The organism is Peterkaempfera podocarpi (genome assembly GCF_042466665.1).
In the GTDB taxonomy this organism is placed as follows: Bacteria; Actinomycetota; Actinomycetes; order Streptomycetales; family Streptomycetaceae; genus Peterkaempfera; species Peterkaempfera podocarpi.
In genome coordinates, this window is the sequence record NZ_CP162102.1 from 6,993,890 (window position 1) to 7,016,043 (window position 22,154).

A 22,154-nucleotide genomic window follows, 5' to 3' on the forward strand; every position below is an offset into this window, starting at 1 on the left:
AGGGGTGGGCGGTGTCGGGGTTTCAGGGACGCAGCAGGACCTTGCCGACGCCGGGGTCCCGGCCGTCCAGCAGTGCCACGGCGGTGTCGTACTCCTCCAGCGGCAGCTCATGGGTGATCAGCGCCGCGGTGTCCAGCAGCCCTGCGTCGAAGGCGCGGACGGCGAGGCTCCAGGCGGCGGAGGGGGCGCCGAAGACGGTGTGCAGGGTGAGCCTGCGGACCACCAGGTCCACCGGGTCCAGCCCGCGGGCGGACTCCGGGATGCCGGTGAGCACGATCCGACCGCCGCGCCGGGCGAGCCGGCTCGCCGCATGGGCGGTGGCCGGGGCGCCGGCGGTCTCCACCACCAGGTCGTAGCGGCCCGCCTCGGCCTCGGCCTTGTCCGGCGTCAGCACGCCGGTGGCGCCGCACCGCTGGGCGAGCTCCGCCCGGTCGGGCCGGTCCGCGCGTGGATCGACCACGGTGAGCTCGGCCGGTGAGGAGGCCGCCAGGAACTGCGCGGTGAGCAGGCCGATGGTGCCGCCGCCCACCACCGCCACCCGCTCCCCGGGCTGCGGCGCCGCGGCCAGCTGTGCGGCGGCGACCACGGCGGCCGGCTCCAGCAGGGCCGCGGCCCGCAGATCGGCTCCGGGTGCCAGCAGGTGCAGCAGATGGTCGGGGAGTACCAGGTGGTCGGCGAAGGCCCCGGGCTCGGTGAAGCCGGTCTCCGCGTACCCTGCGCTGCACAGGGTGGTGTCCCCGGCGCGGCAGCGCTCGCATCTGCGGCAGGCGCGGAACCCCTCGCCCACCACGGCCCGCCCGACCAGCGCCGGATCGGCTCCCGGTCCCACGGCCTCCACCGTGCCGGACCACTCATGGCCGGGGGTCACCGGGTAGCGGCAGTAGGCAGCGGGGCGCCCGCCGCGGTAGAGCTCGCCGTCGCTGCCGCACAGTCCGGCGGCGGCGACCCGCACCCGCACCTCGGCGTGGCCGGGCTCGGGCACCGGGCCCGTCGCCAGCCGGTGGCGGCGGGGGCCGTCGAGGACGACCGCACGCGATCGGTTCATCTGGTGCTCCAAGCGACTCTCCGGTTTGTCCGGTATACCGAACCAGGTTCGATACTTCGTATGAGATTAGGGATCGGGGCTGATCGTGGTCAAGGGCCCGCCTCGCACGACCGTTTGGGGACGCCATCCGGGCGGTCCCGTCAGGGGCAACCTGCTCACGGATACCCTGGACCGGTTGGTCAAGACCAGTGGACGCCGCGGTGGCGCGGTGCCGAGTAAGGAGCAGAGGATGACGGCGGCCCCGCAGCGGCGGCACCCGGACCCGACCGCGACCCACGGAGTGCGCTGCGAGACCTTCGCTGTCCTCCCGGACGGCACGTCCGTCGAGCGATGGACCCTGACCCCCGACAACGCTGTCGACGGTGTGAGCGCCTCGGTGCTCACCCTGGGCGCCGCCCTGCACACCTGGTACACCCCCGACCGCGCGGGCCGGCCGGCCAACATCGTCCTGGCCACGGACGACATGGACGCCCTGCTCGGTCCGGCCGGCTTCTTCGGCGCCGTGGTCGGCCGCTACGCCAACCGGATCGCGGACAGCCGCTTCCGGCTGGACGGCGTCGAGCACCAGCTCGCCTCCACCGGCTACGGCGTCACCCTGCACGGCGGCCCCGGCGGCTTCGCCCACCAGGTCTGGCAGGCCGAACCGGCACCGGCGGCCGACGGCGCGGCCGCCGTGCGGCTGAGCCTGCACAGCCCCGACGGCGATCAGGGCTTCCCCGGCGCGGCCGACATCGCCGTCACCTACGAGCTGGCCGCCGACGGCACCCTGACGCTCCGCTTCGACGCCGCCACCGACCGCCCCACCGTGGTCAACCTGACCAACCACGCCTACTTCAACCTGGGCGGCGAGGGCTCCGGCCAGGTCCTCGACCACCGGCTCACCCTGGACGCCGACCACTACACACCCGTGGACACCCGGATGGTGCCGTTCGGCCCGCACGAGCCCGTGGCCGGCACACCGTTCGACTTCACCACCGAGCGGCGGATCGGCGACCGCATCCGCGACGACCACCCGCAGCTGAAGCCCGCCCTGGGCTACGACCACAACTGGGTGCTGCGGGACCGCCCCGCGGACGGCTCTCCGGGGTGGGCCGCGCTGCTGTCCGACCCCGCGAGCGGCCGCACCCTGGAGGTGCTGACCACCGAGCCGGGCATCCAGGTCTACACGGCCAACCAGTTCGACCACGAGGTCCCCGGGATCGGCGGCAGCACCTACGGCCCGCACTCCGGCATCGCCCTGGAGACACAGCACCACCCCGACTCGCCCAACCAGCCCGACTACCCGACCACCACCCTCCGGCCCGGTGAGCGGTTCCACTCCACCACGGTCTTCCACCCCGGCATCGCCTGACCGCCTCCCCCTGCCCGGCCCCCGCGGCGGGGGACCCCGTACGGACCGGTGTGCCGTCCGCTCCGGCGGCGCGGCACCCGGGTCCGTGGCCGGTCCGCCCTCCCCGGCCCCGGTGGCGGCGTCCCGTAGGGAGCCTGCCGCACGGTTCACGGCGACCGCGGACGGGGCATGGATGCGTGAGCGCGCATCCGTCGAGTGGAGGAGCCCTGGAAGCCGTCGACGTCTTCGACCGGTCCGGCACCGGGAGCAGCAAGTGGGCCATGGCCGGGGTGGAGCGGCACCCGGGGCGGATCGCGCTGGGCCTGGCGGACATGGACCTGCCCGGCCCGGCCGTGGTGGCCGAGGCGCTGACCGCCAGGATGGGGCATCCGGCCCTGGGCTACACGGTGTGCGACCCCCGCGGCCGGGAACTGGTCGCGGACTGGTACCGGGCCCGGCACGACGTCCCGGTGGACCCCGACTGGGTGCTGCTGCTGCCGTTCGGCCCCCGCACCGCCGTACGGCTGCTGCTGGAGGCGCTGCGCGACCGCGTCCGCGGGCCGGTGCTGCTGCCGACACCGGAGTACGGCGGGTTCACCCCCACCTGCCGGGCCGCCGGGATGCCCTTCGAGGAGGTGCCGCTCGCGCTGGAGCCGGACGGCTACCGGCTGCCCCTTGCACGGTTCGCGGAGCGGCCGCTGGGCGCCGTGCTGCTGAGCAGTCCGCACAACCCGACCGCCCGGGTGTGGCAGCGGTCGGAGATCCGGGCGCTGGCCGAGACCGCGGCGGCCGCCCAGGGTGTGCTGATCTCGGACGAGGTGCACGCGGACCTGACCCATCCGGGCCACCCGCACCCGGTGGCGGTGGCCGCCGCCGGGGACCTGGCCCGCGCCACCGTCACCCTGAACTCGGTGGGGAAGACCTTCAACACCACGGGGCTGCCCAGCGCCTTTGCGCTGGTCCCCGACCCGGGGCTGCGGGCCCGGCTGGTGGAGGTGATGGCCGGGTACGGGCTCTGGGAGGGCGGACTGTTCACCCAGGTGGCGCAGCGCGCGGCCCTGGAACACGGCGGACCCTGGCTGGACGGGCTGCTGGCGTTCCTGGTCGGCAACCGCGATCTGGCGGTGGGCGCGCTGCAGAGGGCCGCCGCGGGGGCGGTTCCCTCGCCACCGCAGGCCTCCTTCCTGCTCTGGCTGGATGCGACCGCGCTGGGACTGCCCGCCACCGGGGCCCGCGAGCTGCTGCTGGAGCGCTGCGGTCTGGAGCTTCAGGACGGCTCCGGTTTCGGCCCCGCGGGCCGGGGTTTCCTGCGGCTCAACTACGCCCTGCCCCGCCCCCTCCTGGTGGCGGCGCTGGACCGCCTGGCGGCCCTGGCCGGATCCGGAAGATAATCGTCCGCAAGGCTCTGGGCTGCGAGGACACCCGCCTCCCTGGGCGGTTAACCGCCGTGCGGGCATGCTTCGGTGCAGACTGGGCAGGGAGCCCGGGCCGCGTCGGACCAGAGCCAGAGGGACGGTGAGCCGAGTGAAACCACTACGCCCCCCGATACAGACCGACGGCGGGCAGCCGCAGGCGCCGCCCACCGTCACCCCGCTGACCGAGTCCCGCGCCGAGGCCTATGTGGCCAGCGTCTGCTTCAAGATCGGCCCACCCAGGCGGCTCGGTGTCGAACTCGAGTGGATCGTCCAGGACGACCGCGACGCCGCAGCCCCCGTGGATCCGGCCCGCATCGACGCCGCCGTCGAGGCCCTCGGCCTCCGGCCCGCCGCCCCGACCCTCCCCGGAGGGTCCGCCATCACCCGCGAACCCGGCGGGCAGGTCGAGCTCAGCTCCCCGCCCGCGGACTCCCTCACCGACTGCGCCGAGACCACGCTGCGCGACCTCGGCACCCTGCGCGCCGCCTTCGCGGCCCGGGGCCTGCGCCTGGTGGGCGCCGGCACCGACCCCCACCCGCGCGGCCGCACCCGGGTGCTCCACCAGCCCCGCTACGCGGCCATGGAGGAGTTCTTCAGCCGCGGCGGCCCCTGGGGCAAGGTGATGATGTGCGCCACCGCCTCGGTCCAGGTCTGTCTGGACGCCGGCATCGACGGCCCCGGCCCGCTGGGCGTGCGCGACCGCTGGCGGCTGCTGCACCTCCTCGGGCCGGTCCTGGTGGCCGCCTTCGCCAACTCCCCGCTGCTGGACGGCCGTCCCACCGGCCGCCGGTCCACCCGGCAGGCCGTCTGGGAGCGCATGGACCCCAGTCGGACGCTCGCCCCCACCCCGCTCACCGCCGACCCCCGCCTGGCCTGGGCCCGCTATGCGCTGGACGCCGAACTGCTCTGCGTACGGCGCGACGACGGCCGCCCCTGGACGGCGCCCCGCGGTGTCACCTTCCGCGACTGGCTGCGCGGCGCGGGCGAGCGGCCGGCCACCCTGGACGACCTGGCGTACCACCTGACCACCCTGTTCCCGCCGGTGCGCCCCCAGGGCCATCTGGAGCTGCGGATGATCGACGCCCAGCCGGACGACGGCTGGCTGATCCCCACCGCGGTGGTCACCGCCCTGTTGGACGACGCACGCGCCGCGGACGCCGCCCTGGAGGCCGTGGAACCGCTCACCGGCCCCAACGGGGGCCTGCCCGCCCCGCGCAGCGAACTGTGGACCAGAGCCTCCACCCTCGCCGTCGCCGACCCCCACCTGCGCCGCGCAGCCGTGGCCTGCTTCGACGCCGCCGACCGGGCGCTGCCCCGGCTCGGCGCCCCCGAGGGGCTGCGCAAGGCGGTCGCCGCCTTCGCCGACCGCTACCCGGCCGGGGGCCGATGTCCCGCCGACGACCAGCTGGACGCCCTCGCCGGCCGCACCCGCGGCGGCGCCGGACCCCGGACCGCGACGACGCAGGAGACCGCCCCGTGCTGAACACCGACCTCTCCGCCGGCTCCGTCGAATCGCTGCGCGAGCGGATCGCCACCGAACTGCTGGCCGCCCGGGAACGCACCGCCGTCCTCACCGGCAGCATCGAGGAGCCGGACCTCGTCGCCCAGCACTCCCCGCTGATGTCGCCCCTGGTCTGGGACCTGGCCCACATCGGCAACCAGGAGGAGCTGTGGCTGCTGCGCAACGTCGGCGGCCGCGACCCGCTGCACCCCGAGATCGACCCGCTCTACGACGCCTTCGAGCACCCCCGCTCCGAGCGCCCCAGCCTGCCGCTGCTGCCGCCGGCCGAGGCCCGCGCCTACGCCCGCGAGGTGCGCGGCCGGGTGCTGGACCTGCTGGAGACCACCCGGCTGGACGGCACCGGGCTGCTCCGCCAGGGCTTCGCCTTCGGCATGATCGCCCAGCATGAACAGCAGCACGACGAGACCATGCTGATCACCCATCAGCTGCGCCAGGGGCCGCCCGTGCTGGCCGACCGCCCGCCGGCCCCCGCGCCGCAGGACGCCGCCCTGCTGCCCGCCGAAGTCCTGGTCCCCGCAGGCGACTTCAGCATGGGCACCACAGGTGAGCCCTGGGCGCTGGACAACGAACGGCCCGCCCACACCGTCCACGTCCCGGCGTACTACCTGGACACCGTCCCGGTCACCAACGGCGCCTACCAGCGGTTCATCGACGACGGCGGCTATGACGACCCCCGCTGGTGGACTCCCGAGGGCTGGGCCCACCTCAGGCAGGCAGGCCTGGCGGCGCCGCTCTTCTGGACCAGGGACGGCGCGACCTGGCTGCGCCGCCGGTTCGGCACGCTGGAGCCGGTGCCCGCCGAGGAGCCGGTGGTGCACGTCTGCTGGTACGAGGCGGACGCCTACGCCCGCTGGGCCGGGCGCAGACTCCCCACCGAGGCCGAATGGGAGAAGGCCGCCCGCCACGACCCGGCCGCCGGCCGCTCCCGCCGCTATCCCTGGGGCGACGACGCCCCCACCGCCGACCACGCCAACCTCGGCCAGCGCCATCTGCGCCCCGCCCCCGCGGGCAGCTACCCGGCGGGCGCCTCCCCCTACGGGGCCCGCCAGCTGATGGGCGACGTCTGGGAGTGGACCTCCAGCGACTTCGGCCCCTACCCCGGCTTCCGCGCCTGGCCCTACCGGGAGTACTCCGAGGTCTTCTTCGGCGACGGCCACAAGGTGCTGCGCGGCGGCTCCTTCGGGGTGGCGCCGATCGCCTGCCGCGGCACCTTCCGCAACTGGGACTACCCGATCCGCCGGCAGATCTTCTCCGGCTTCCGCACCGCCCGCGACGCCGAACCGCGTCCGACCGCGGCGGGGGCGGTCTGATGTGCCGCCACCTGGCCTACGCAGGCCTTCCGCGCAGCATCCGCGACCTGGTCGTCGACCCGCCGTACGGGCTGCACCAGCAGTCCTGGGCGCCCCGGATGCAGAAGTACGGCACCGTCAACGCCGACGGCTTCGGCGTCGGCTGGTACGCCGAGGGCGACCCGGTACCCGCCCGCTACCGCCGCTCCGGCCCGATCTGGGCGGACCCCTCCTTCACCGACCTGGCCCGGGTGGTCCGCACCCGCGCCCTGCTTGCCGCCGTACGCTCCGCCACCGACGGCTGCGCCCCCGGTGAGGCCGCCGCCGCCCCCTATGCCGCGGACAGCTGGCTGTTCAGCCACAACGGCGCCCTGCCCGGCTGGCCCGGGGCCTCCGGCCAGCTGGCCGCCGCGCTGCCGCCCGCCGACCTGCTGCAGCTGGAGGCCCGCTGCGACTCCGCCCTGGTCTGGGCGCTGGCGCTGCGGCGGCTGAGGGACGGCGAACAGCCCGGCGAGGCGCTCGCCGCGACCGTCCGCGAGGTCGCCGCGTGCGCCGACGCCCGGCTCAACCTGCTGCTCACCGACGGCAGTCTGATCGCCGCCACCACCTGGGGCGACACCCTCTTCCACCGGATCGAGCCCGGACGGGGCGTCTGGGTCGCCTCCGAACCCGGCGACGACCTCCCCGGCTGGACGCCCGTCCCCGACAGGTCGCTGCTGCTCGCCACCGCCGACACGGTCACCGTCCGACCCCTGGCGGGACCGCCGGACTGACGGACCTGCGGGCGCGCCCCGGGCGCGCCGACGGCACCCACCACCGTTTCCCGCGCGAGAGGACGTTCCGCCATGACCAGCGCCTTCGACCTGACCCGCCAGCTGCCGGCCGACCACTTCGAGGCCGCACTGCGCCACGACGTACGGCTCGGGCTGACCGCCGACCCCAAGTGGCTGCCGCCCAAGTGGTTCTACGACGCCCGGGGCAGTGAGCTGTTCGAGGAGATCACCCGGCTGCCCGAGTACTACCCCACCCGCGCCGAGCGGGCCATCCTCACCGCCCGCGCCGCGGAGATCGCCGAGGCCACCGGTGCCCGCACCCTGATCGAGCTGGGCTCGGGCTCCTCGGAGAAGACCCGGCTGCTGCTGGACGCCCTGCGCGACCCGGGCACCCTGGAGGCGTACATCCCGGTCGACGTCAGCGACAGCGCGCTGCTGGACGCCGGGCAGGCACTCACCGGGGAGTACCCGGGCCTCACGGTGCACGCCGTGGTCTCCGACTTCACCGCCACCCTGGAGCTGCCGCCCACCCGCGGGCCGCGGCTGGTGGCCTTCCTCGGGGGCACGGTGGGGAACCTGCTGCCCGCCGAGCGTGCCGCCTTCCTCGCCGCGCTGCGGACCCAGCTGGGGCCCGACGACGCGCTGCTCCTCGGCACCGACCTGGTGAAGGACACCGCCGTGCTGGTCGCCGCCTACGACGACGCGGCAGGTGTCACGGCGGAGTTCGACAAGAACGTCCTCCTGGTCCTCAACCGGGAGCTGGGCGCGGACTTCGACCCCGCCGCCTTCACCCATGTCGCCCGCTGGAACGCCGAGTCCGAGTGGATCGAGATGCGGCTGCGCTCCCGCCGTGAGCAGACCGTGAAGGTCCGCGCCCTGGACCTGGCGGTTCCCTTCGCCGAGGGCGAGGAGCTGCGCACCGAGGTCTCCGCCAAGTTCCGCCGCCGCGGCGTCGCCGCCGAACTGGCCGCCGCCGGGCTGACCCTCAGCCACTGGTGGACCGATCCGGAGGAGCGGTTCGGCCTCTCCCTCGCGGTTCCCCGACGGACCGTCTGATCCCCACAGCAGCACCACACGTACCGCTCGTACGTTTCAATGTGGACACCTTGTGTGGCTAGGATCGCCAGCGTCACTGGCCGCACGTCAGGAGCGGCTGCCGTCGAGCGACCGTTGCTGGGGAGACATGGCGCTGCGTACGCGTGCTTCGGATCGGCCTGCCCAGAGCCGGGCACCGTCCCGGCTCGGCTCCCTGCGGATGGTCCTGCTGCTGTTGGCACTCGTCCCCAGTATCGCGGTGGCGGCGCTCTGGGCGGTGAGCTCGGAGCGCCTGTACGCCGACTGGCGCACCCAGCGGGCGCAGAACACCCTGGCCTACAAGGCGGGCTTCCCCTCCAACCTGGTCTACTTCAACCTCCAGCAGGAGCGCCGGCTGAGCGCGGCCGCACTGGCCGACCCCAAGGGGTCCAGGGATGCGCTGCTGGCGCAGCGGCAGCGCACCGACCAGGCGGTGGCGGCCTTCCAGTCGCTCTCCGGTATCCAGGTGGGCGACGCACCGCGGGAGCTGCGCGACGCCGTCGCCACGACCCGCAAGGAGATGGGCAGGCTCGCCGACTTCCGCTCGGGCGTGGACCGCCACTCGGCGACCCAGCAGGCCACCTTCGCCTACTACACCGACCTGATCGAGACGGACCTCCAGCTGTTCAACGCGCTCAGCGACGTGGACAACGGACAGCTCGGCTACATGGCCAGGCCGCTGGTCGACGCCTTCTGGGCCAAGGAGATGCTCTCCCGCGAGGACGCCATGCTCTCCCGGATCGCCCCGGGCCGTGCGCTGGACGTGGAGGAGCACCGCCAGCTGACCGGCTGGATCGGCGCCCAGGACTTCACCCTGGACAGCCGGGTGGCGCCGTACCTCACCGACGCCGAGCAGCAGATGTACACCGCGCTCACCGAGTCCTCGGCCTGGCAGGGCAAGGACTCCCTGGAGCGCACGGTCGTGCACGCCAGGACCTACGCCGGCGGCACCAAGGTCTACATCCCCGCCGGTGTGGTCACCCAGTGGCGGGGATACGTCGACCAGATCGACCCCGAGCTCCAGCAGCTGATCCAGCACCGCACCCTGGGGACCAGCGCCTTCGGCGACGACAGCGTGGCCGCCCTGAAGACCCGGCTGATCATCACCAGTGCGGTCGGCCTGGCCGGGGTGCTGGTGGTGGTGCTGATCAGCGTACGGCTCACCACCACCCTGCGCCGCCGGGTCTTCTCGCTGCGCGACCAGGCGCTGCGGGTGCAGTCCACCCTGCCCGCCCTGGTCGACCGGCTCAGCACCGGCGAGACCGTGGACCTGTCCGGCGAGTTCACCGAGGTCCGCCGCGGCCGCGACGAGCTCAGCCGGCTGGAGGAGGCCCTGGACCAGGCCCGCCGCACCGCGATGGAGACCGCCCTGCGGCAGGCCGAGCAGCACCGCGGCTTCGAGCGGCTGCTGCAGCGGATCGCCCGCCGCACCCAGCTGCTGATCGGGCTTCAGCTGAAGAAGCTCAATGAGATGGAGCACCGCCACGAGGACCCCGAGGTGCTGGAGGGGCTCTTCGACCTGGACCATCTGACCGCCCGGCTGCGCCGCTACGAGGAGAACCTGGTGATCCTCGGCGGCGGCCAGCCGCAGCGCCGCTGGCGCAAGCCGGTGCGGTTGCTGGATGTGCTGCGCGCGGCCCAGGGCGAGGTGCAGGACTACCGCAGGGTGCACATCGAGGTGGAGGGGCGGCCCTGGCTGGCCGAGCGCGCGGTGGGACCGGTGGTCCATGTGCTCGCCGAGCTGATGGAGAACGCGGTGTCCTTCTCCAAGCCGCCCACCCCCGTGGAGGTCCGGGCCGGCACGGTCGGCCGGGGCGTCGCGGTGGAGATCGAGGACCGGGGCCTGGGCATGGAGCCCGAGCAGCTCGCCGAGGCGAACGCGATGATGGCCGACCCGCCGGAGATGGACGTGGTCACCCGGGCCGACGACGCGCGGCTGGGCCTCTATGTGGTGGCGCGGCTGGCCGCCACCCTGGAGCTGCGGGTGGAGTTCCGGGCCTCCGCCTTCGGCGGCACCCGGGTGATCGTGCTGATCCCGGCCGAGCTGGGGGCCGTCGACCCGGACACCGGGCCGGTCCCCGCAGCCGCCGAGCCACCCGTCCTGGCCGTGGTCCCGCAACCCGAGGAGGCCCCGGAGGGAACGCTGCCCGAGGACATCGAGGAGGACGTCTGGTCCGCCGGGCGGGAGGACTTCTCCGAACTGGTCAGCACCACCCTGGACACCTTCACCCGCCGCACCGGGGAGACCGTCGCGCCGGCCGCCCCGGCCGGGGCCGCCGAGCCACCCGGGGACCCGGCCGGGACCTCCGCCGACGGCCTGCCTTCGCGCTCCCGGGGCCGGGCCATGGCCGAGGCCGTCGCCGCCCGTACGCCCGAGCCCGCCGTGGTGGCGGCCGCCCCGCCGGCGCCCGACCCCGTGACCGTCGCCGTGTCGTCCGGTGCGGCCAGGGCGCCGCTGCCCAAGCGGGTGCGCCAGGCGAGCCTCGTCGACGAGCTCCGGGAGCCGGCCGCACGGCCGGCCGACCCCTCGCGGGACACCCTCTCGCTGCGGGCCGGGCCCACCCGCTTCGGCCCGGCCATCGGCGCCTTCCAGCGGCAGTCCCGCATCGCCCGGCAGGCCGCCGGGACCGACGACCAGACCACCACAGGCGCGAGTGCGCCCGAAGCCAACCGGCCCAGGACGGAAGACCGAGGATGACGACACGAACCACCGCCACCGACCACGACCTGGACTGGCTGCTGGACGGGCTGGTCGACCAGGTGCAGGGCAGCAGGCACGCGGTGCTGCTCTCCGACGACGGCCTGGTGGTCAGCCAGTCCCGAGCCATCGACCGCACCGACGCGGAGCGGCTGGCCGCCGTCGCCACCGGGCAGCAGAGCCTCGCCCGCGGCATCGGCGAGCTCTTCGGGGGCGGCCCGGTGCACCAGGTCATCGTGGAGATGGCCGAACTCTGGCTCTTCGTCACCGCGGCGGGACGCGGCACCCACCTCGCCGTGGTGGCCTCCCAGGACGTCGATGCCGAGGTGATGGCGGTGGCCATGCACACCCTCGTCCAGCAGGTGGGCCAGAAGCTCGGCACCGAGGCGCGGCAGGATGCCGGGGCCGCCGACGGAGGTGGACGTGGGTGAACCACTGGACGGACGACCTCGAAGCCGATGACGGCGACGACTCGCTGGTCAGGCCCTATACGATCACTCGCGGACGCACCGCGTCCGACCGCGGAGACCTCAGTCTGATCACCGTCGTCACCACGGTCGATCCGGAGCAGGTACCGCCGGGCGGCACCCGGGCACTCCAGCCGGAGCACCGGGCGATCGTCGAGCACTGCCGGCGTCCTGCCGCGGTGGCGGAGGTCGCAGCCGAACTGGACCTCCCGGTGTCGGTGACCAAGATCCTGATCGGCGACCTGGTCGCCCTGGGCCGGGTGACGGCCCGACCGCCCCTGGCGATCGCCCGGGGCGGAGTGGACATGACGATACTTCGGGCGGTGAGGGATGGGCTCCGCAGGCTCTGACAACGGAGCGGCCGCAGGCGGTGCACCCGCGGCGGTCAAGGTGCTGATCGCCGGCGGCTTCGGCGTCGGCAAGACCACGATGGTGAGCTCGGTCAGCGAGGTGCCGCCGCTGCGCACCGAGGAGTACATGACCCGCGCCAGCATCGGCGTCGACGACCTGGAAGGGGTGGCGGACAAGGCCACCACCACGGTCGCCCTGGACTTCGGCCGGATCACGGTCACCCCCGACCTGGTGGTGTACCTCTTCGGCACACCCGGCCAGGAGCGGTTCTGGTTCATGTGGAACGACCTGGTCAACGGGGCGCTCGGCGCCGTCGTGCTGGCCGACACCCGCAGGCTGGAGACCAGCTTCGCCTCCATCGACTTCTTCGAGAGCCGCGGCATCCCCTTCGTGGTCGGCGTCAACTGCTTCAACGGCGTCCGCGACCGCACCGCGGACGAGATCCGCGAAGCCCTCGACCTCGACCCCGGGGTGCCGCTGCAGCTGGTCGACGTACGCGAGCGGCATGACGCCCGCGACCTGCTGCTGTCCCTGGTCGAGCATCTGATGACCCTTCAGGCCCCGGTGCCCGAACCCGTCGGCTGAACCCGGCGCACCCACCACCGGCCGCACCACCGCAGCCCCGCCCATCCCTGTCCACCTCACCGCCCATCCCTGTCCACCTCACCGCCCACCCCGTCCACCCCACCGCCCACCCCGTCCACCTCACCGGAGGAAGAACACCCATGGCCGTAGCAGAGCGCGTCCTCGTCCACGGCGGCGGCATCGGCGGACTCACCCTCGCCGTCGCCCTCGGCCTGCGCGGCGTGCAGGTGGACGTCGTCGAGCTGCGCGAGGACGACGGAGCGCTCGGCGTCGGCATCATCCAGCAGTCCAACGCCCTGCATGTGATGCGGGAGATCGGTGTGCTGGACGAGTGCCTGGCGGCCGGCTTCGAGGCGGACCTCCTCACCATCTGCGACCCGCGCGGCGAGGTGGTCGCCCAGATCCCGCAGCCCCGCATGGACGGCGCCCCCGCCTCCAACGGCATCCCCCGGCCCGAGCTGTCCGCGCTGCTCACCCGGGCCGCGGAGAAGGCCGGAGCCCGCATCCGCCGCGGCACCACCATCGCCGACCTCACCGAGGACGACGGCGGCGTCCAGGTCGTGCTGGCCGACGGCACCGAGGGCCGCTGGGACCTGGTCGTCGGCTTCGACGGCATCGGCTCCCCGCTGCGCCGCAGGCTCTACGGCGACGCCTACGAGCCGGAGTACACCGGCTTCGCCAACTGGCGGGCCACCGTGCCCCGCGACCCCGAGGTGCGGGGCGTGGTGATGAGCACCGGCAACCGCGACGTCAAGGCGCTGCTCACCGCGATCTCCGAGGAGTCCATGTACATCGCCTCGGTCAACGCCGAGGACCCCGGCTTCCGGCCCGACCCGGAGCGGGCGCACGAGCAGTTCAAGGAGCGGGTCACCGGCTTCGGCGGCGCGATCGCCCGTGCGCTGGAGCAGATCACCGGGCCCGAGCACGTGGTCTACAACCGGATCTCCCAGGTCACCGTGGACGCCCCCTGGCACCGCGGCCGGATCGTCATCGCCGGTGACGCCGCCCACGCCTCCACCCCGCACCTGGCCCAGGGCGGCGCCATGGCGGTGGAGGACGCGCTGGTCCTCGCCCAGGAGCTGGAGCGCGCCGAGACCCTGCCGCAGGCCCTCGCGGCCTGGGAGGAGCGCCGCCGGCCCCGGGCTCTGTGGGTCCAGAGCCTCTCCCGTGCCGTCCTCCGCCAGGAGACCGGCCAGCCCACCACCCCCGAGGACGACGAGCTGCTCAAGGTCGGCATCCCCGGCGCCGCCCACCACCTCGTCCAGCCGTACTGAGCCGGGATGCGCGACCGGGCCCCGTCCCACCGGAGGCGGCGGGGCCCGGTTGCGCACGGCGGCGCCGAGCGGACCGCCGGTCACCGCCGTGCGAGCATGACCGGGCAGTCCCACCGGCAGGAGGCCGCCCATGACCCGTCGGCACAACGCCGCCACCGAGCAGCACACGGCCCTGCGGGAGGCGCTGCACGCCCGGCTGCGCGGCGAGGTCCGGTTCGGCGCCGCCGAACGCACCGTGTACAGCCATGACGCCTCCAACTACCGCCAGCTGCCGGCCGGTGTGGTCAAGCCCGCGGACCTGGACGACGTCAGGGCCGCGGTGGCGCTCTGCCGCGAACACGGGGTGCCGCTGGTCGCCCGCGGCGCCGGCACCAGCATCGGCGGGCAGGCGATCGGCCCCGGAGCGCTGGTGATGGACTTCCGCCGGCACCTCGACCGGGTCCTGGAGATCGACCCCGACCGCCGCACCGCCCGCGTGGAGCCCGGGGCGGTACTGGACACCCTGCGGGCCGCCGCCCGCCCGCACGGCCTCACCTTCGGCCCGGACCCCTCCACCCACAGCCGCTGCACCATCGGCGGCATGATCGGCAACGACTCCTGCGGCTCCCACTCCCTCGCCTGGGGCCGCACTTCGGACACGGTGGAATCGCTGGACCTGCTGCTCGCCGACGGCACCGAACTCACCGTCGGCGGCCCCACCACCCCCGAGCAGCGGGCCCGGCTGCGGAGCCGGCCAGGACGTGTCGGCGCCCTCCACCGGGACCTCCAGGACCTCGCCGCCGGCCACCTCGCGCTGCTGCGGCAGGGCTTTCCCACCCTGCCCCGCCGGGGCTCCGGATACGCCCTGGACGCCCTGCTCCCCGAGCGGGGCCACGATCTGGCCAGGGCGCTCACCGGCACCGAGGGCACCTGCGCCGTCCTGCTGGGCGCCACCGTGCGGCTCACCCCGGCGCCGGCCGCCCGCGCCCTGGTGGTCGCCGGCTACCCGGACGAGACGGCCGCCGCCGACGCGGTACCCGCGCTGCTGCCGTACCGCCCGCTGACCATGGAGGGCATGGGGGCCGACCTGATCGCGGCGCTGCAGGCTGCCGGCCGCCGCCCGCCGGCGCTGGACCGGCTGCCCGCCGGGCAGGCCTGGCTGTTCATGGAGGTCGGCGCGGACACCCCGGCCGAGGCCGAGGAGAGCGCCCGCGCCCTGGCTGCGGCGGTCCGCGGCGAACAGCGCACCGCCGCCGTCCGCGTGGTCGCCGACCCGGCCGAGCAGCGCCAGCTGTGGGCGGTACGGGAGGCGGGCGCGGGCATCGTCACCCGGCTGCCCGGAGGCGCCGAGGCCTGGCCCGGCTGGGAGGACTCCGCCGTACCGCCCGAGCGGCTCGGCAGCTATCTGCGCGGACTGCGAGCACTGCTGACGAACCATCAGTTGAAGGGTGTGCCCTACGGCCACTTCGGTGAGGGCTGCGTCCATCTGCGGATCGACTTCGCACTGGCCCGCCCGGAGGGCCGCGCCTCCTTCCGCCGCTTCCTGGAGGAGGCCGCCGACCTGGCCGTCGCCCATGGCGGCTCGCTCTCCGGCGAGCACGGCGACGGCCAGGCCCGCGCCGAACTGCTGCCCCGGATGTACCCGCCCGAGCTGATCGCCCTCTTCCGCCGCTTCAAGCAGATCTGGGACCCGGAGAACCTCCTCAACCCCGGCAACCTGGTCGACCCCCGCCCACTCGACGCCGATCTGCGGCTCGCCGGACTGCCCGACCGCAGGCTGCCCCTGGTCTTCCCCTACGCGGCGGACGACGGCAGCCTCGCCAAGGCCGTGCACCGCTGCGTCGGCGTCGCCAAGTGCCTGGACACCTCCACCGGAGTGATGTGCCCCAGCTACATGGTCACCGGGGAGGAGCGCCACTCCACCCGGGGCCGGGCGCGGCTGCTGGCCGAGATGCTGCGCGGCGACGCCGTCCCCGACGGCTGGCGGTCCCGTGAGGTGCACGAGGCACTGGACCTCTGCCTGGCCTGCAAGGGCTGCGCCGGGGAGTGCCCCGTCCAGGTCGACATGGCCACCTACAAGGCGGAGTTCCTGCACCACCACTACCGCCGCCGGATCCGCCCGGCCGCGCACTACGCCCTCGGCTGGCTGCCGCTCTGGCTGCGGATCGCCGGCCGTGCCCCCGGCGCGGTCAACCGGGTGGGCCGCTCACCCGCGCTGTCCGCCGCCCTCAAACGGCTCGCCGGGATCGCCCCGGAACGGCCGCTGCCCCCGCTGCCCGCCGAGACGTTCACCCGCTGGTTCCGCCGCCACCGCGCCCAGCACCCCGCCGACCCGGGCGCACCCCGGCTGCTGCTCTGGCCCGACACCTTCTCCGACCGCCTCGAACCGCACATCCCCCGCGCCGCGGTCACCGTGCTGGAGCAGCTGGGCTACGCCGTGGAGATCCCCGACCGGCCCGTCTGCTGCGGCCTCACCTGGATCTCCACCGGGCAGCTCACCACCGCCCGCCGGGTGCTGCGCCGCACCGTAGGCACCCTGCCGCCGGACATTCCGGTGGTCGGCCTGGAACCCAGCTGCACCACCGCGCTGCGCGACGAACTCCCCGCTCTGCTCGGCAGCGACGCCGCACGCAGCCTGGCCGGCCGGGTCGCCACCTTCGCCGAGACGGTGGACCGGCACGCCGCGGCCCTTCCGGCCCGCCCCGGCAGCGCCATCACCCAGGTCCACTGCCACCAGCACGCCGCACTGGGGACCGAGGCCGACCGCCGGGTCACCGCCAGGCTCGGCCTGGACAACCGGCACCTGGACTCCGGCTGCTGCGGCCTGGCCGGCAACTTCGGCTATGAGCGCGGCCACTACGAGGTCTCCCGGGCCGCCGCCGAACGGGTTCTGCTTCCCGAGGTGCGCGCCGCCGACCCCGACACCCTGGTCCTCGCCGACGGCTTCAGCTGCCGCACCCAGATCGCCCAACTCGCGGACGGCCGCCGCGCCCTGCACCTCGCCGAGGTGCTGGCCGAGGCCCTGGCCGCAGCCCCGCGGGACGGCGGCCCCACCGGCTGAGGCGCCCCCCGCAACGCGAGGGCGGGCCGCGGCGGACCACCGCCGCGGCCCGCCCTCACGAAGACCCGCGCTCCCGCCGCGCAGGGCGGAGCAGACGGTCACCACGACCGGGGGCTCCGGGGCGGCCCCCTGGTCCGTCATGCCGTCACCGCAGGGCAGCCGGCTGCGCCGCCCCGGAGATCCGACGGACCGTCAGGAATCCTCGCCACGCAGGACGACCCGGATGGCGACGGTGCCCTCGCGGCCCCGCCGCAGTCGGCTGCCCAGCAGGGTCAGCCGGCCGAGCAGCCCGTACTTGCGTGCCAGCAGCGCCCGGTACTGCTCGGTGCCTGCGGCGTCGAGGATCTCGGCGCTGCCGGGGACGTCGTCGCCCCTGCGGTTGCCCCGCAGGTCGCAGGGGGCCACCAGCACGTCGGCGCGGTTGCGGATCCGCTTCACCTTCCAGGAGTCCGCGGTCGTCCACACCCCCAGGGCGTTCCCGTCCGGCACCACCCACACCGGGGTGGGCACGGTCGAGCCGTCCCGCTTGTAGGTGGTGAGGAGCAGGTACTTGCCCGCTCCCAGCTGCTCCAGGGTGCTGCCGTCGGTTGTCATGCGGTCAGGCTATGCGGGGCCGCGCCGGAGCGGGAGCAGGCTGCTCAGACAGCGGGTACGCCGTCCAGCGGGCGGGCGCCGACAAAGGCGGTGGTGCGGCGCAGCCGGAAGCCCAGCGCCTCGTAGAGGCGGATCGCCGAGGTGTTGTCGGCCGCGGCGTGCAGGAAGGGCGTCTCGCCCCGGGCGCGGATACCGGCGGCGACCGCGAGGATCAGCCGGGTCCCCAGGCCCTGGCCGCGGAAGGCCGGGTCGGTGCAGACCGCGCTGATCTCGGTCCAGCCGGGGGGACGCAGCCGCTCACCGGCCATCGCCACCAGCGCGCCGCCCCGGCGGATGCCCAGATAGTCGCCCATCTCGACTGTCCGCGACAGAAACGGGCCGGGCTTGGTCCGCGCGGTCAGCTCCAGCATCTCCGGGACATCCGCCGGGCCCAGCAGCACCGCCTCCTCGTCGGGAACGGCGGCGACACCGGCATCCACCAGCTGCACCCCGTCCACGGCGAACAGCGTCTGCCACCCTGCGGGCGGCAGCGCCGCCACCCCGGTGGTGAGCGGCACCGCCGCCTCGGCGGCGGCCAGCGCGGCGAAGTCCTCCCAGGCCGTGGCGTCCGGCTCGGCCGGGACCGCGCCGAACGGGGACACGTCCGGCTGATAGCGCAGTGCATCGCCCCGGCGTTCGGCCAGATGTGCATGCGCCCCGGCCAGTGACCACCACACGGGGTTGTCCAACGGGTGCGGTGCGCTCGGCTGCGCCTCGGGCATGGCCTGCCTACCTCCTGGTACCGGTGCCGGGGGACCCTGGGACAACCCGTGCGGCTCCGCGGATATTCCGGTACCGGCCGCGGCGTGACCGGACCCGGCAGGCCTCCCCACCGGTGGGGTCCGGCGGTGCCAGACTGGGGCGGTGGACACGCCAGAGCCTCCCCGCCTGCTGCCGGTCGACCAGTATCTCGCCGGACTGACCAGGGCTTATGTCGCCTCGGGTGCACTGATCACCGATGCCTCGGACCGTCTGCTGATCGTCAAGCCCACCTACCGCACACGCTGGTCGCTCCCCGGGGGAACGGTCGATCCCGGTGAGGACCCGGCGCAGTGCGTGGTCCGCGAGGTCGCCGAGGAGACCGGACTGACAGTGACCCTGGTGCGACTGGCCGCGGTGCACTGGACCGAGCATGTCGACGGCCGGGAGTCCGGTGTCCGTCCGACCAGCGGCCATCCGGGGCTGCAGTTCGTCTTCGACTGCGGCAGCGTCCCGGACGGCACCGAAGTGCGGCTGCCCCCGGACGAGTTGGAGGACTTCCGCTGGTGCACCCCGGAGGAGGCGTACCGGCTGCTCTCCCCGGGATCGGTCCGCCGGCTGCGGGCGGCGCTGGCGGTACGGGACCGTGGCCGTACCGCCTTCATCTCCGGCAACACCCCGCCCGGGCCGCACGACTGGTCCGCCGACATCCATGTGCACTGACACCCCTGGGCGTTGACGTCCCCGATACGCGGACTCCCCGGCACCCGAAAGCCCCGGCACCGGGGCCACCGGCAACCCGGCGCACCGTCCCCGCCCCCCGTCCCCGTCCCCGCCTCCGTCCGGATCCGGCCCGGCCGGGGGGTGCGAGGCGCCGCCGCCCGGGCAGGAAGGACTGTGCACCGCACGGGACCCGAACCAGGAGCAGCATGACCCTCTCAGCCGACCACGACCTCCCCTACTACGAGCAGTACTCACCCGGCACCGGCGCCCTGCCGCCCCGCGCCGCGTTCCGCTCCTCCGCACCTCGGCTGGACCTCGGCGGCCGCTGGCGGTTCCGGCTCTCGCCGACCGTCGCCACCGCCGAGGAGCACGACCGGCGGGCCCACTTCGCCGCCGACGGCCATGACGACGCCGACTGGGCGGAGATCACCGTCCCCGGGCACTGGCCGCTCCAGGGCCATGGCGCCCCCGCGTACACCAACCACCGCTACCCCTTCCCGGTCGACCCGCCCCGGGTGCCCGACGAGAACCCCACCGGCGACCACCGCCTGGTGTTCGACCTGCCCGCCGACTGGCCCTCCGACGGTGGCGCGGTGCTGCGCTTCGAGGGCGTGGAGTCCTGCTGCCGGGTCTGGCTCAACGGCCAGGAGCTGGGCGTCTCCCGGGGCAGCCGGCTGCCGGTGGAGTTCGACGCGGCGCCGCTGCTGCGCCGCAGCGGCAATGTGCTGGCTGTGCGGGTGCACCAGTGGTCCTCCGGCAGCTATCTGGAGGACCAGGACATGTGGTGGCTCCCCGGCGTCTTCCGGGAGGTCACCCTGCAGCACCGCCCGGACGGCGGCGTCCGGGACCTCTTCGTCCACGCCGGCTGGGACCACCGCACCGGCCTGGGAACCCTGCGGGTGGACGCCGACCCCGGCGCCCTGCTGAGCATTCCCGAGCTGGGCATCGCCGACCTGCCCGCCGGCCGGTCCGTCACCGCCGCCGTCGACCCCTGGACCGCCGAGACCCCCCGGCTGTACGACGCGGTGCTGGCGGCCCCGGGTGAGCGGGTGGCGCTGCGGATCGGGTTCCGCACGGTGGCCGTCGTCGACGGGGTGCTCACCGTCAACGGCCGCCGCATCCTGCTGCGGGGCGTCAACCGGCATGAGTGGCACCCCGACCACGGGCGTGCGCTGCCGTTCGAGGCCATGCGCCAGGACCTGCTGCTGATGAAGCGGCACAACATCAACGCGGTGCGCACCAGCCACTACCCGCCCCACCCCGCCTTTCTGGACCTCTGCGACGAGCTGGGCCTGTGGGTGGTCGACGAGTGCGACCTGGAGACCCACGGCTTCGTGGAGACCGGCTGGCGCGGCAATCCGGTGGACGATCCCCGCTGGACCCCGGCGCTGCTGGACCGCGCCGCCCGGATGGTGGAGCGGGACAAGAACCATCCCGCCGTGATCATGTGGTCGCTCGGCAACGAGTGCGGCACCGGACGGGGCCTGGGCGCCATGGCCGACTGGATCCGGGCCCGCGACCCCGGCCGGCCGATCCACTACGAAGGCGACCGCAGCTGCCGGGACACCGACGTCTACAGCCGGATGTACGCCTCCCACCAGGAGGTGCAGGCGATCGGCGGGCGCACCGAGGAGCCGCTGGACGACCCGGAGCTGGACGCCCGCCGCCGCACCCTGCCCTTTGTGCTCTGCGAGTACGCCCATGCGATGGGCAACGGACCGGGCGGGCTCAGCGAGTACCAGGACCTCTTCACGGCCCATGACCGCTGCCAGGGCGGCTTCGTCTGGGAGTGGATCGACCACGGTATCCGGCAGCGCGGCGCGGACGGGCGCGAGTGGTTCGCCTACGGCGGCGACTTCGGCGAGGAGCTGCACGACGGCAACTTCGTCTGCGACGGCCTGCTGCTGCCCGACCGCACCCCCTCCCCGGGGCTGACCGAGTTCAAGGCGGTGGTGCAGCCGGTGGGGCTGGCCGGGGACGCCGGGGGAGTGCGGATCACCAACGGCCATGACTTCGCCGACCTCGGCCGTCTCGCCTTCCGCTGGGTCCACCAGGTCGACGGGGAGACCACCGGCGAGGGGCTGCTGCCGGTGCCGGTGCTGATGCCGGGGGAGAGCGCCGAACTCAAGCTGCCGGAGCCGCCGGCCGACCGGGTGCGGGAAGGGGAGGCCTGGTGGACCGTCAGCGCGGTCCTCGCCGAGGGCACGGCCTGGGCGGACGCCGGCCATGAGGTGGCCTGGGCGCAGTTCCCGGCCGCTCCCGCGCCGACCAGGCCCGCACTGCGGCCCACCGCCGTCCCGCACCGGGAGCCGGCCGTGCTGCGGCTGGGGCCGGGCAGCTTCGACCCCGTCACCGGGCTGCTGCGCACCCTCGGCGGACTCACCGTGCTGGGCCCCCGGCTGGACGTCTGGCGGGCGCCCACCGACAACGACGAGATGACCCTCGCCCGCCCCCAGGACCGCCTTGCCGGGCAGTGGCGGCGGCTGGGGCTGCACCGGATGCGGCACCGCACCGACGCGGTCCGCGTCGAGGACGGTGAACTGCTGGTCCGCACCAGGGTCGCCCCCGCCGCCACCGACGCCGGGCTGCGCACCGTCTACCGCTGGAGCTCCGACGGGGTGCGGCTGCGGCTGCTGGTGGAGGTGGAACCGGAGGGGGAGTGGCCGGTGCCGCTGCCCCGGGTCGGTGTGCGGCTGGCGGTGCCGGCGGCGCTGGGCCGGGTGCGCTGGTTCGGCGGCGGGCCGGGGGAGGCGTACCCGGACAGCCGCCGGGCGGCCAGAATCGGCAGCTGGGAGTCGACGGTGGACGCCCTGCAGACGCCCTATGTGATGCCGCAGGAGAACGGCAGCCGCACCGGGGTGCGTAAGGCGTCGCTGTACGACGGCGCGGGCGGCGGCCTGCGGATCGAGGGGGAGCCCGAGTTCGCCCTCACCGCGCGCCGCTGGACCACCGAGCAGCTGGCCGCCGCCCGGCACACGGCCGATCTGGAGCCGGACCCGGAGTGGATCCACCTCAACCTGGACCACGCCCACCACGGTCTGGGCTCCGCGTCCTGCGGCCCCGGGGTGCTGCCCGCCCACCGGTTGACGGTCGCACCGTTCCGCTTCGCCGTCACCTTCAGCGCGCTCGGCCCGGTCGAGCAGCCGTAGCAGAGCGGCATCCCATGCTCGCGTGCACCGGCGGCCAGGCCCGGCCGCCGGTGCGCACGGGCCGGGTGTGCGGCAGCCGGTGGGAAC

Annotated in this window: 17 protein-coding genes; 14 read left to right on the top strand and 3 right to left on the bottom strand. The window is 74.7% G+C overall.

Going from position 1 to position 22,154, the window contains the following annotated elements; genetic code table 11:
- Positions 1 to 22 precede the first annotated feature (22 nt).
- On the bottom strand, positions 23 to 1,045 hold the full coding sequence (locus tag AB0761_RS30810; protein WP_377272443.1) for a zinc-binding dehydrogenase: 1,023 nt from the start codon (positions 1,043 to 1,045) through the stop codon (positions 23 to 25).
- Between the two features lie 229 nt (positions 1,046 to 1,274).
- On the opposite strand from AB0761_RS30810, the gene AB0761_RS30815 reads away from it, so the two are divergent.
- The 12 genes from AB0761_RS30815 to AB0761_RS30870 all read left to right on the top strand — a co-directional run bounded on the left by AB0761_RS30815 (position 1,275) and on the right by AB0761_RS30870 (position 16,863).
- Positions 1,275 to 2,396, top strand: coding sequence for an aldose epimerase family protein (locus AB0761_RS30815; protein ID WP_377272444.1), 1,122 nt, complete (start codon positions 1,275 to 1,277; stop codon positions 2,394 to 2,396).
- Positions 2,397 to 2,572: 176 nt separating this feature from the next.
- Positions 2,573 to 3,766, top strand: coding sequence for a MalY/PatB family protein (locus AB0761_RS30820; protein ID WP_377272445.1), 1,194 nt, complete (start codon positions 2,573 to 2,575; stop codon positions 3,764 to 3,766).
- Between the two features lie 133 nt (positions 3,767 to 3,899).
- Complete coding sequence (gene egtA / locus AB0761_RS30825; RefSeq protein ID WP_377272446.1) at positions 3,900 to 5,273, top strand: ergothioneine biosynthesis glutamate--cysteine ligase EgtA; 1,374 nt, start codon at positions 3,900 to 3,902, stop codon at positions 5,271 to 5,273.
- Positions 5,270 to 6,622 (top strand): ergothioneine biosynthesis protein EgtB, encoded by a 1,353-nt coding sequence (egtB, locus tag AB0761_RS30830; protein ID WP_377274417.1) that lies wholly within the window; start codon positions 5,270 to 5,272, stop codon positions 6,620 to 6,622. The genes egtA and egtB overlap by 4 nt, the downstream gene beginning before the upstream one ends.
- Complete coding sequence (gene egtC / locus AB0761_RS30835; RefSeq protein WP_377272447.1) at positions 6,622 to 7,374, top strand: ergothioneine biosynthesis protein EgtC; 753 nt, start codon at positions 6,622 to 6,624, stop codon at positions 7,372 to 7,374. Before egtB ends, egtC begins: the two co-directional genes overlap by 1 nt.
- A 72-nt stretch (positions 7,375 to 7,446) precedes the next feature.
- The gene (gene egtD / locus AB0761_RS30840) at positions 7,447 to 8,430 is read left to right on the top strand and encodes an L-histidine N(alpha)-methyltransferase (RefSeq protein WP_377272448.1); all 984 of its coding nucleotides are present in this window, start codon (positions 7,447 to 7,449) and stop codon (positions 8,428 to 8,430) included.
- Between the two features lie 127 nt (positions 8,431 to 8,557).
- Positions 8,558 to 11,146 carry a nitrate- and nitrite sensing domain-containing protein gene (locus AB0761_RS30845; protein ID WP_377272449.1) on the top strand — a complete coding sequence of 863 codons (2,589 nt, stop codon included), beginning with the start codon at positions 8,558 to 8,560 and terminating at the stop codon, positions 11,144 to 11,146.
- Positions 11,143 to 11,577 carry a roadblock/LC7 domain-containing protein gene (locus AB0761_RS30850; protein ID WP_377272450.1) on the top strand — a complete coding sequence of 145 codons (435 nt, stop codon included), beginning with the start codon at positions 11,143 to 11,145 and terminating at the stop codon, positions 11,575 to 11,577. Before AB0761_RS30845 ends, AB0761_RS30850 begins: the two co-directional genes overlap by 4 nt.
- Complete coding sequence (locus AB0761_RS30855; protein WP_377272451.1) at positions 11,574 to 11,963, top strand: DUF742 domain-containing protein; 390 nt, start codon at positions 11,574 to 11,576, stop codon at positions 11,961 to 11,963. The genes AB0761_RS30850 and AB0761_RS30855 overlap by 4 nt, the downstream gene beginning before the upstream one ends.
- Entirely contained in the window at positions 11,944 to 12,549 is a 606-nt protein-coding gene (locus AB0761_RS30860; RefSeq protein WP_377272452.1) for an ATP/GTP-binding protein, read from the top strand. The genes AB0761_RS30855 and AB0761_RS30860 overlap by 20 nt, the downstream gene beginning before the upstream one ends.
- Before the next feature lie 140 nt (positions 12,550 to 12,689).
- On the top strand, positions 12,690 to 13,823 hold the full coding sequence (locus AB0761_RS30865) for an FAD-dependent monooxygenase (RefSeq protein WP_377272453.1): 1,134 nt from the start codon (positions 12,690 to 12,692) through the stop codon (positions 13,821 to 13,823).
- 130 nt (positions 13,824 to 13,953) lie between these two features.
- Positions 13,954 to 16,863 carry an FAD-binding and (Fe-S)-binding domain-containing protein gene (locus AB0761_RS30870; protein ID WP_377272454.1) on the top strand — a complete coding sequence of 970 codons (2,910 nt, stop codon included), beginning with the start codon at positions 13,954 to 13,956 and terminating at the stop codon, positions 16,861 to 16,863.
- A 192-nt stretch (positions 16,864 to 17,055) separates the two neighbouring features.
- Here AB0761_RS30870 and AB0761_RS30875 read toward each other — a convergent pair whose 3' ends face one another.
- Together AB0761_RS30875 and AB0761_RS30880 are read right to left on the bottom strand one after the other, a co-directional pair.
- Positions 17,056 to 17,457: a PPOX class F420-dependent oxidoreductase gene (locus AB0761_RS30875; RefSeq protein ID WP_377272455.1), complete on the bottom strand. Its 402-nt coding sequence runs from the start codon at positions 17,455 to 17,457 to the stop codon at positions 17,056 to 17,058.
- 44 nt (positions 17,458 to 17,501) lie between these two features.
- Complete coding sequence (locus AB0761_RS30880; RefSeq protein ID WP_377272456.1) at positions 17,502 to 18,218, bottom strand: GNAT family N-acetyltransferase; 717 nt, start codon at positions 18,216 to 18,218, stop codon at positions 17,502 to 17,504.
- Between the two features lie 142 nt (positions 18,219 to 18,360).
- Between AB0761_RS30880 and AB0761_RS30885 the strand changes: the two genes are divergently transcribed.
- Positions 18,361 to 18,918: an NUDIX domain-containing protein gene (locus AB0761_RS30885; protein ID WP_377272457.1), complete on the top strand. Its 558-nt coding sequence runs from the start codon at positions 18,361 to 18,363 to the stop codon at positions 18,916 to 18,918.
- Positions 18,919 to 19,124: 206 nt separating this feature from the next.
- Positions 19,125 to 22,067 (top strand): glycoside hydrolase family 2 TIM barrel-domain containing protein, encoded by a 2,943-nt coding sequence (locus AB0761_RS30890; protein WP_377272458.1) that lies wholly within the window; start codon positions 19,125 to 19,127, stop codon positions 22,065 to 22,067.
- Positions 22,068 to 22,154 lie beyond the last annotated feature (87 nt).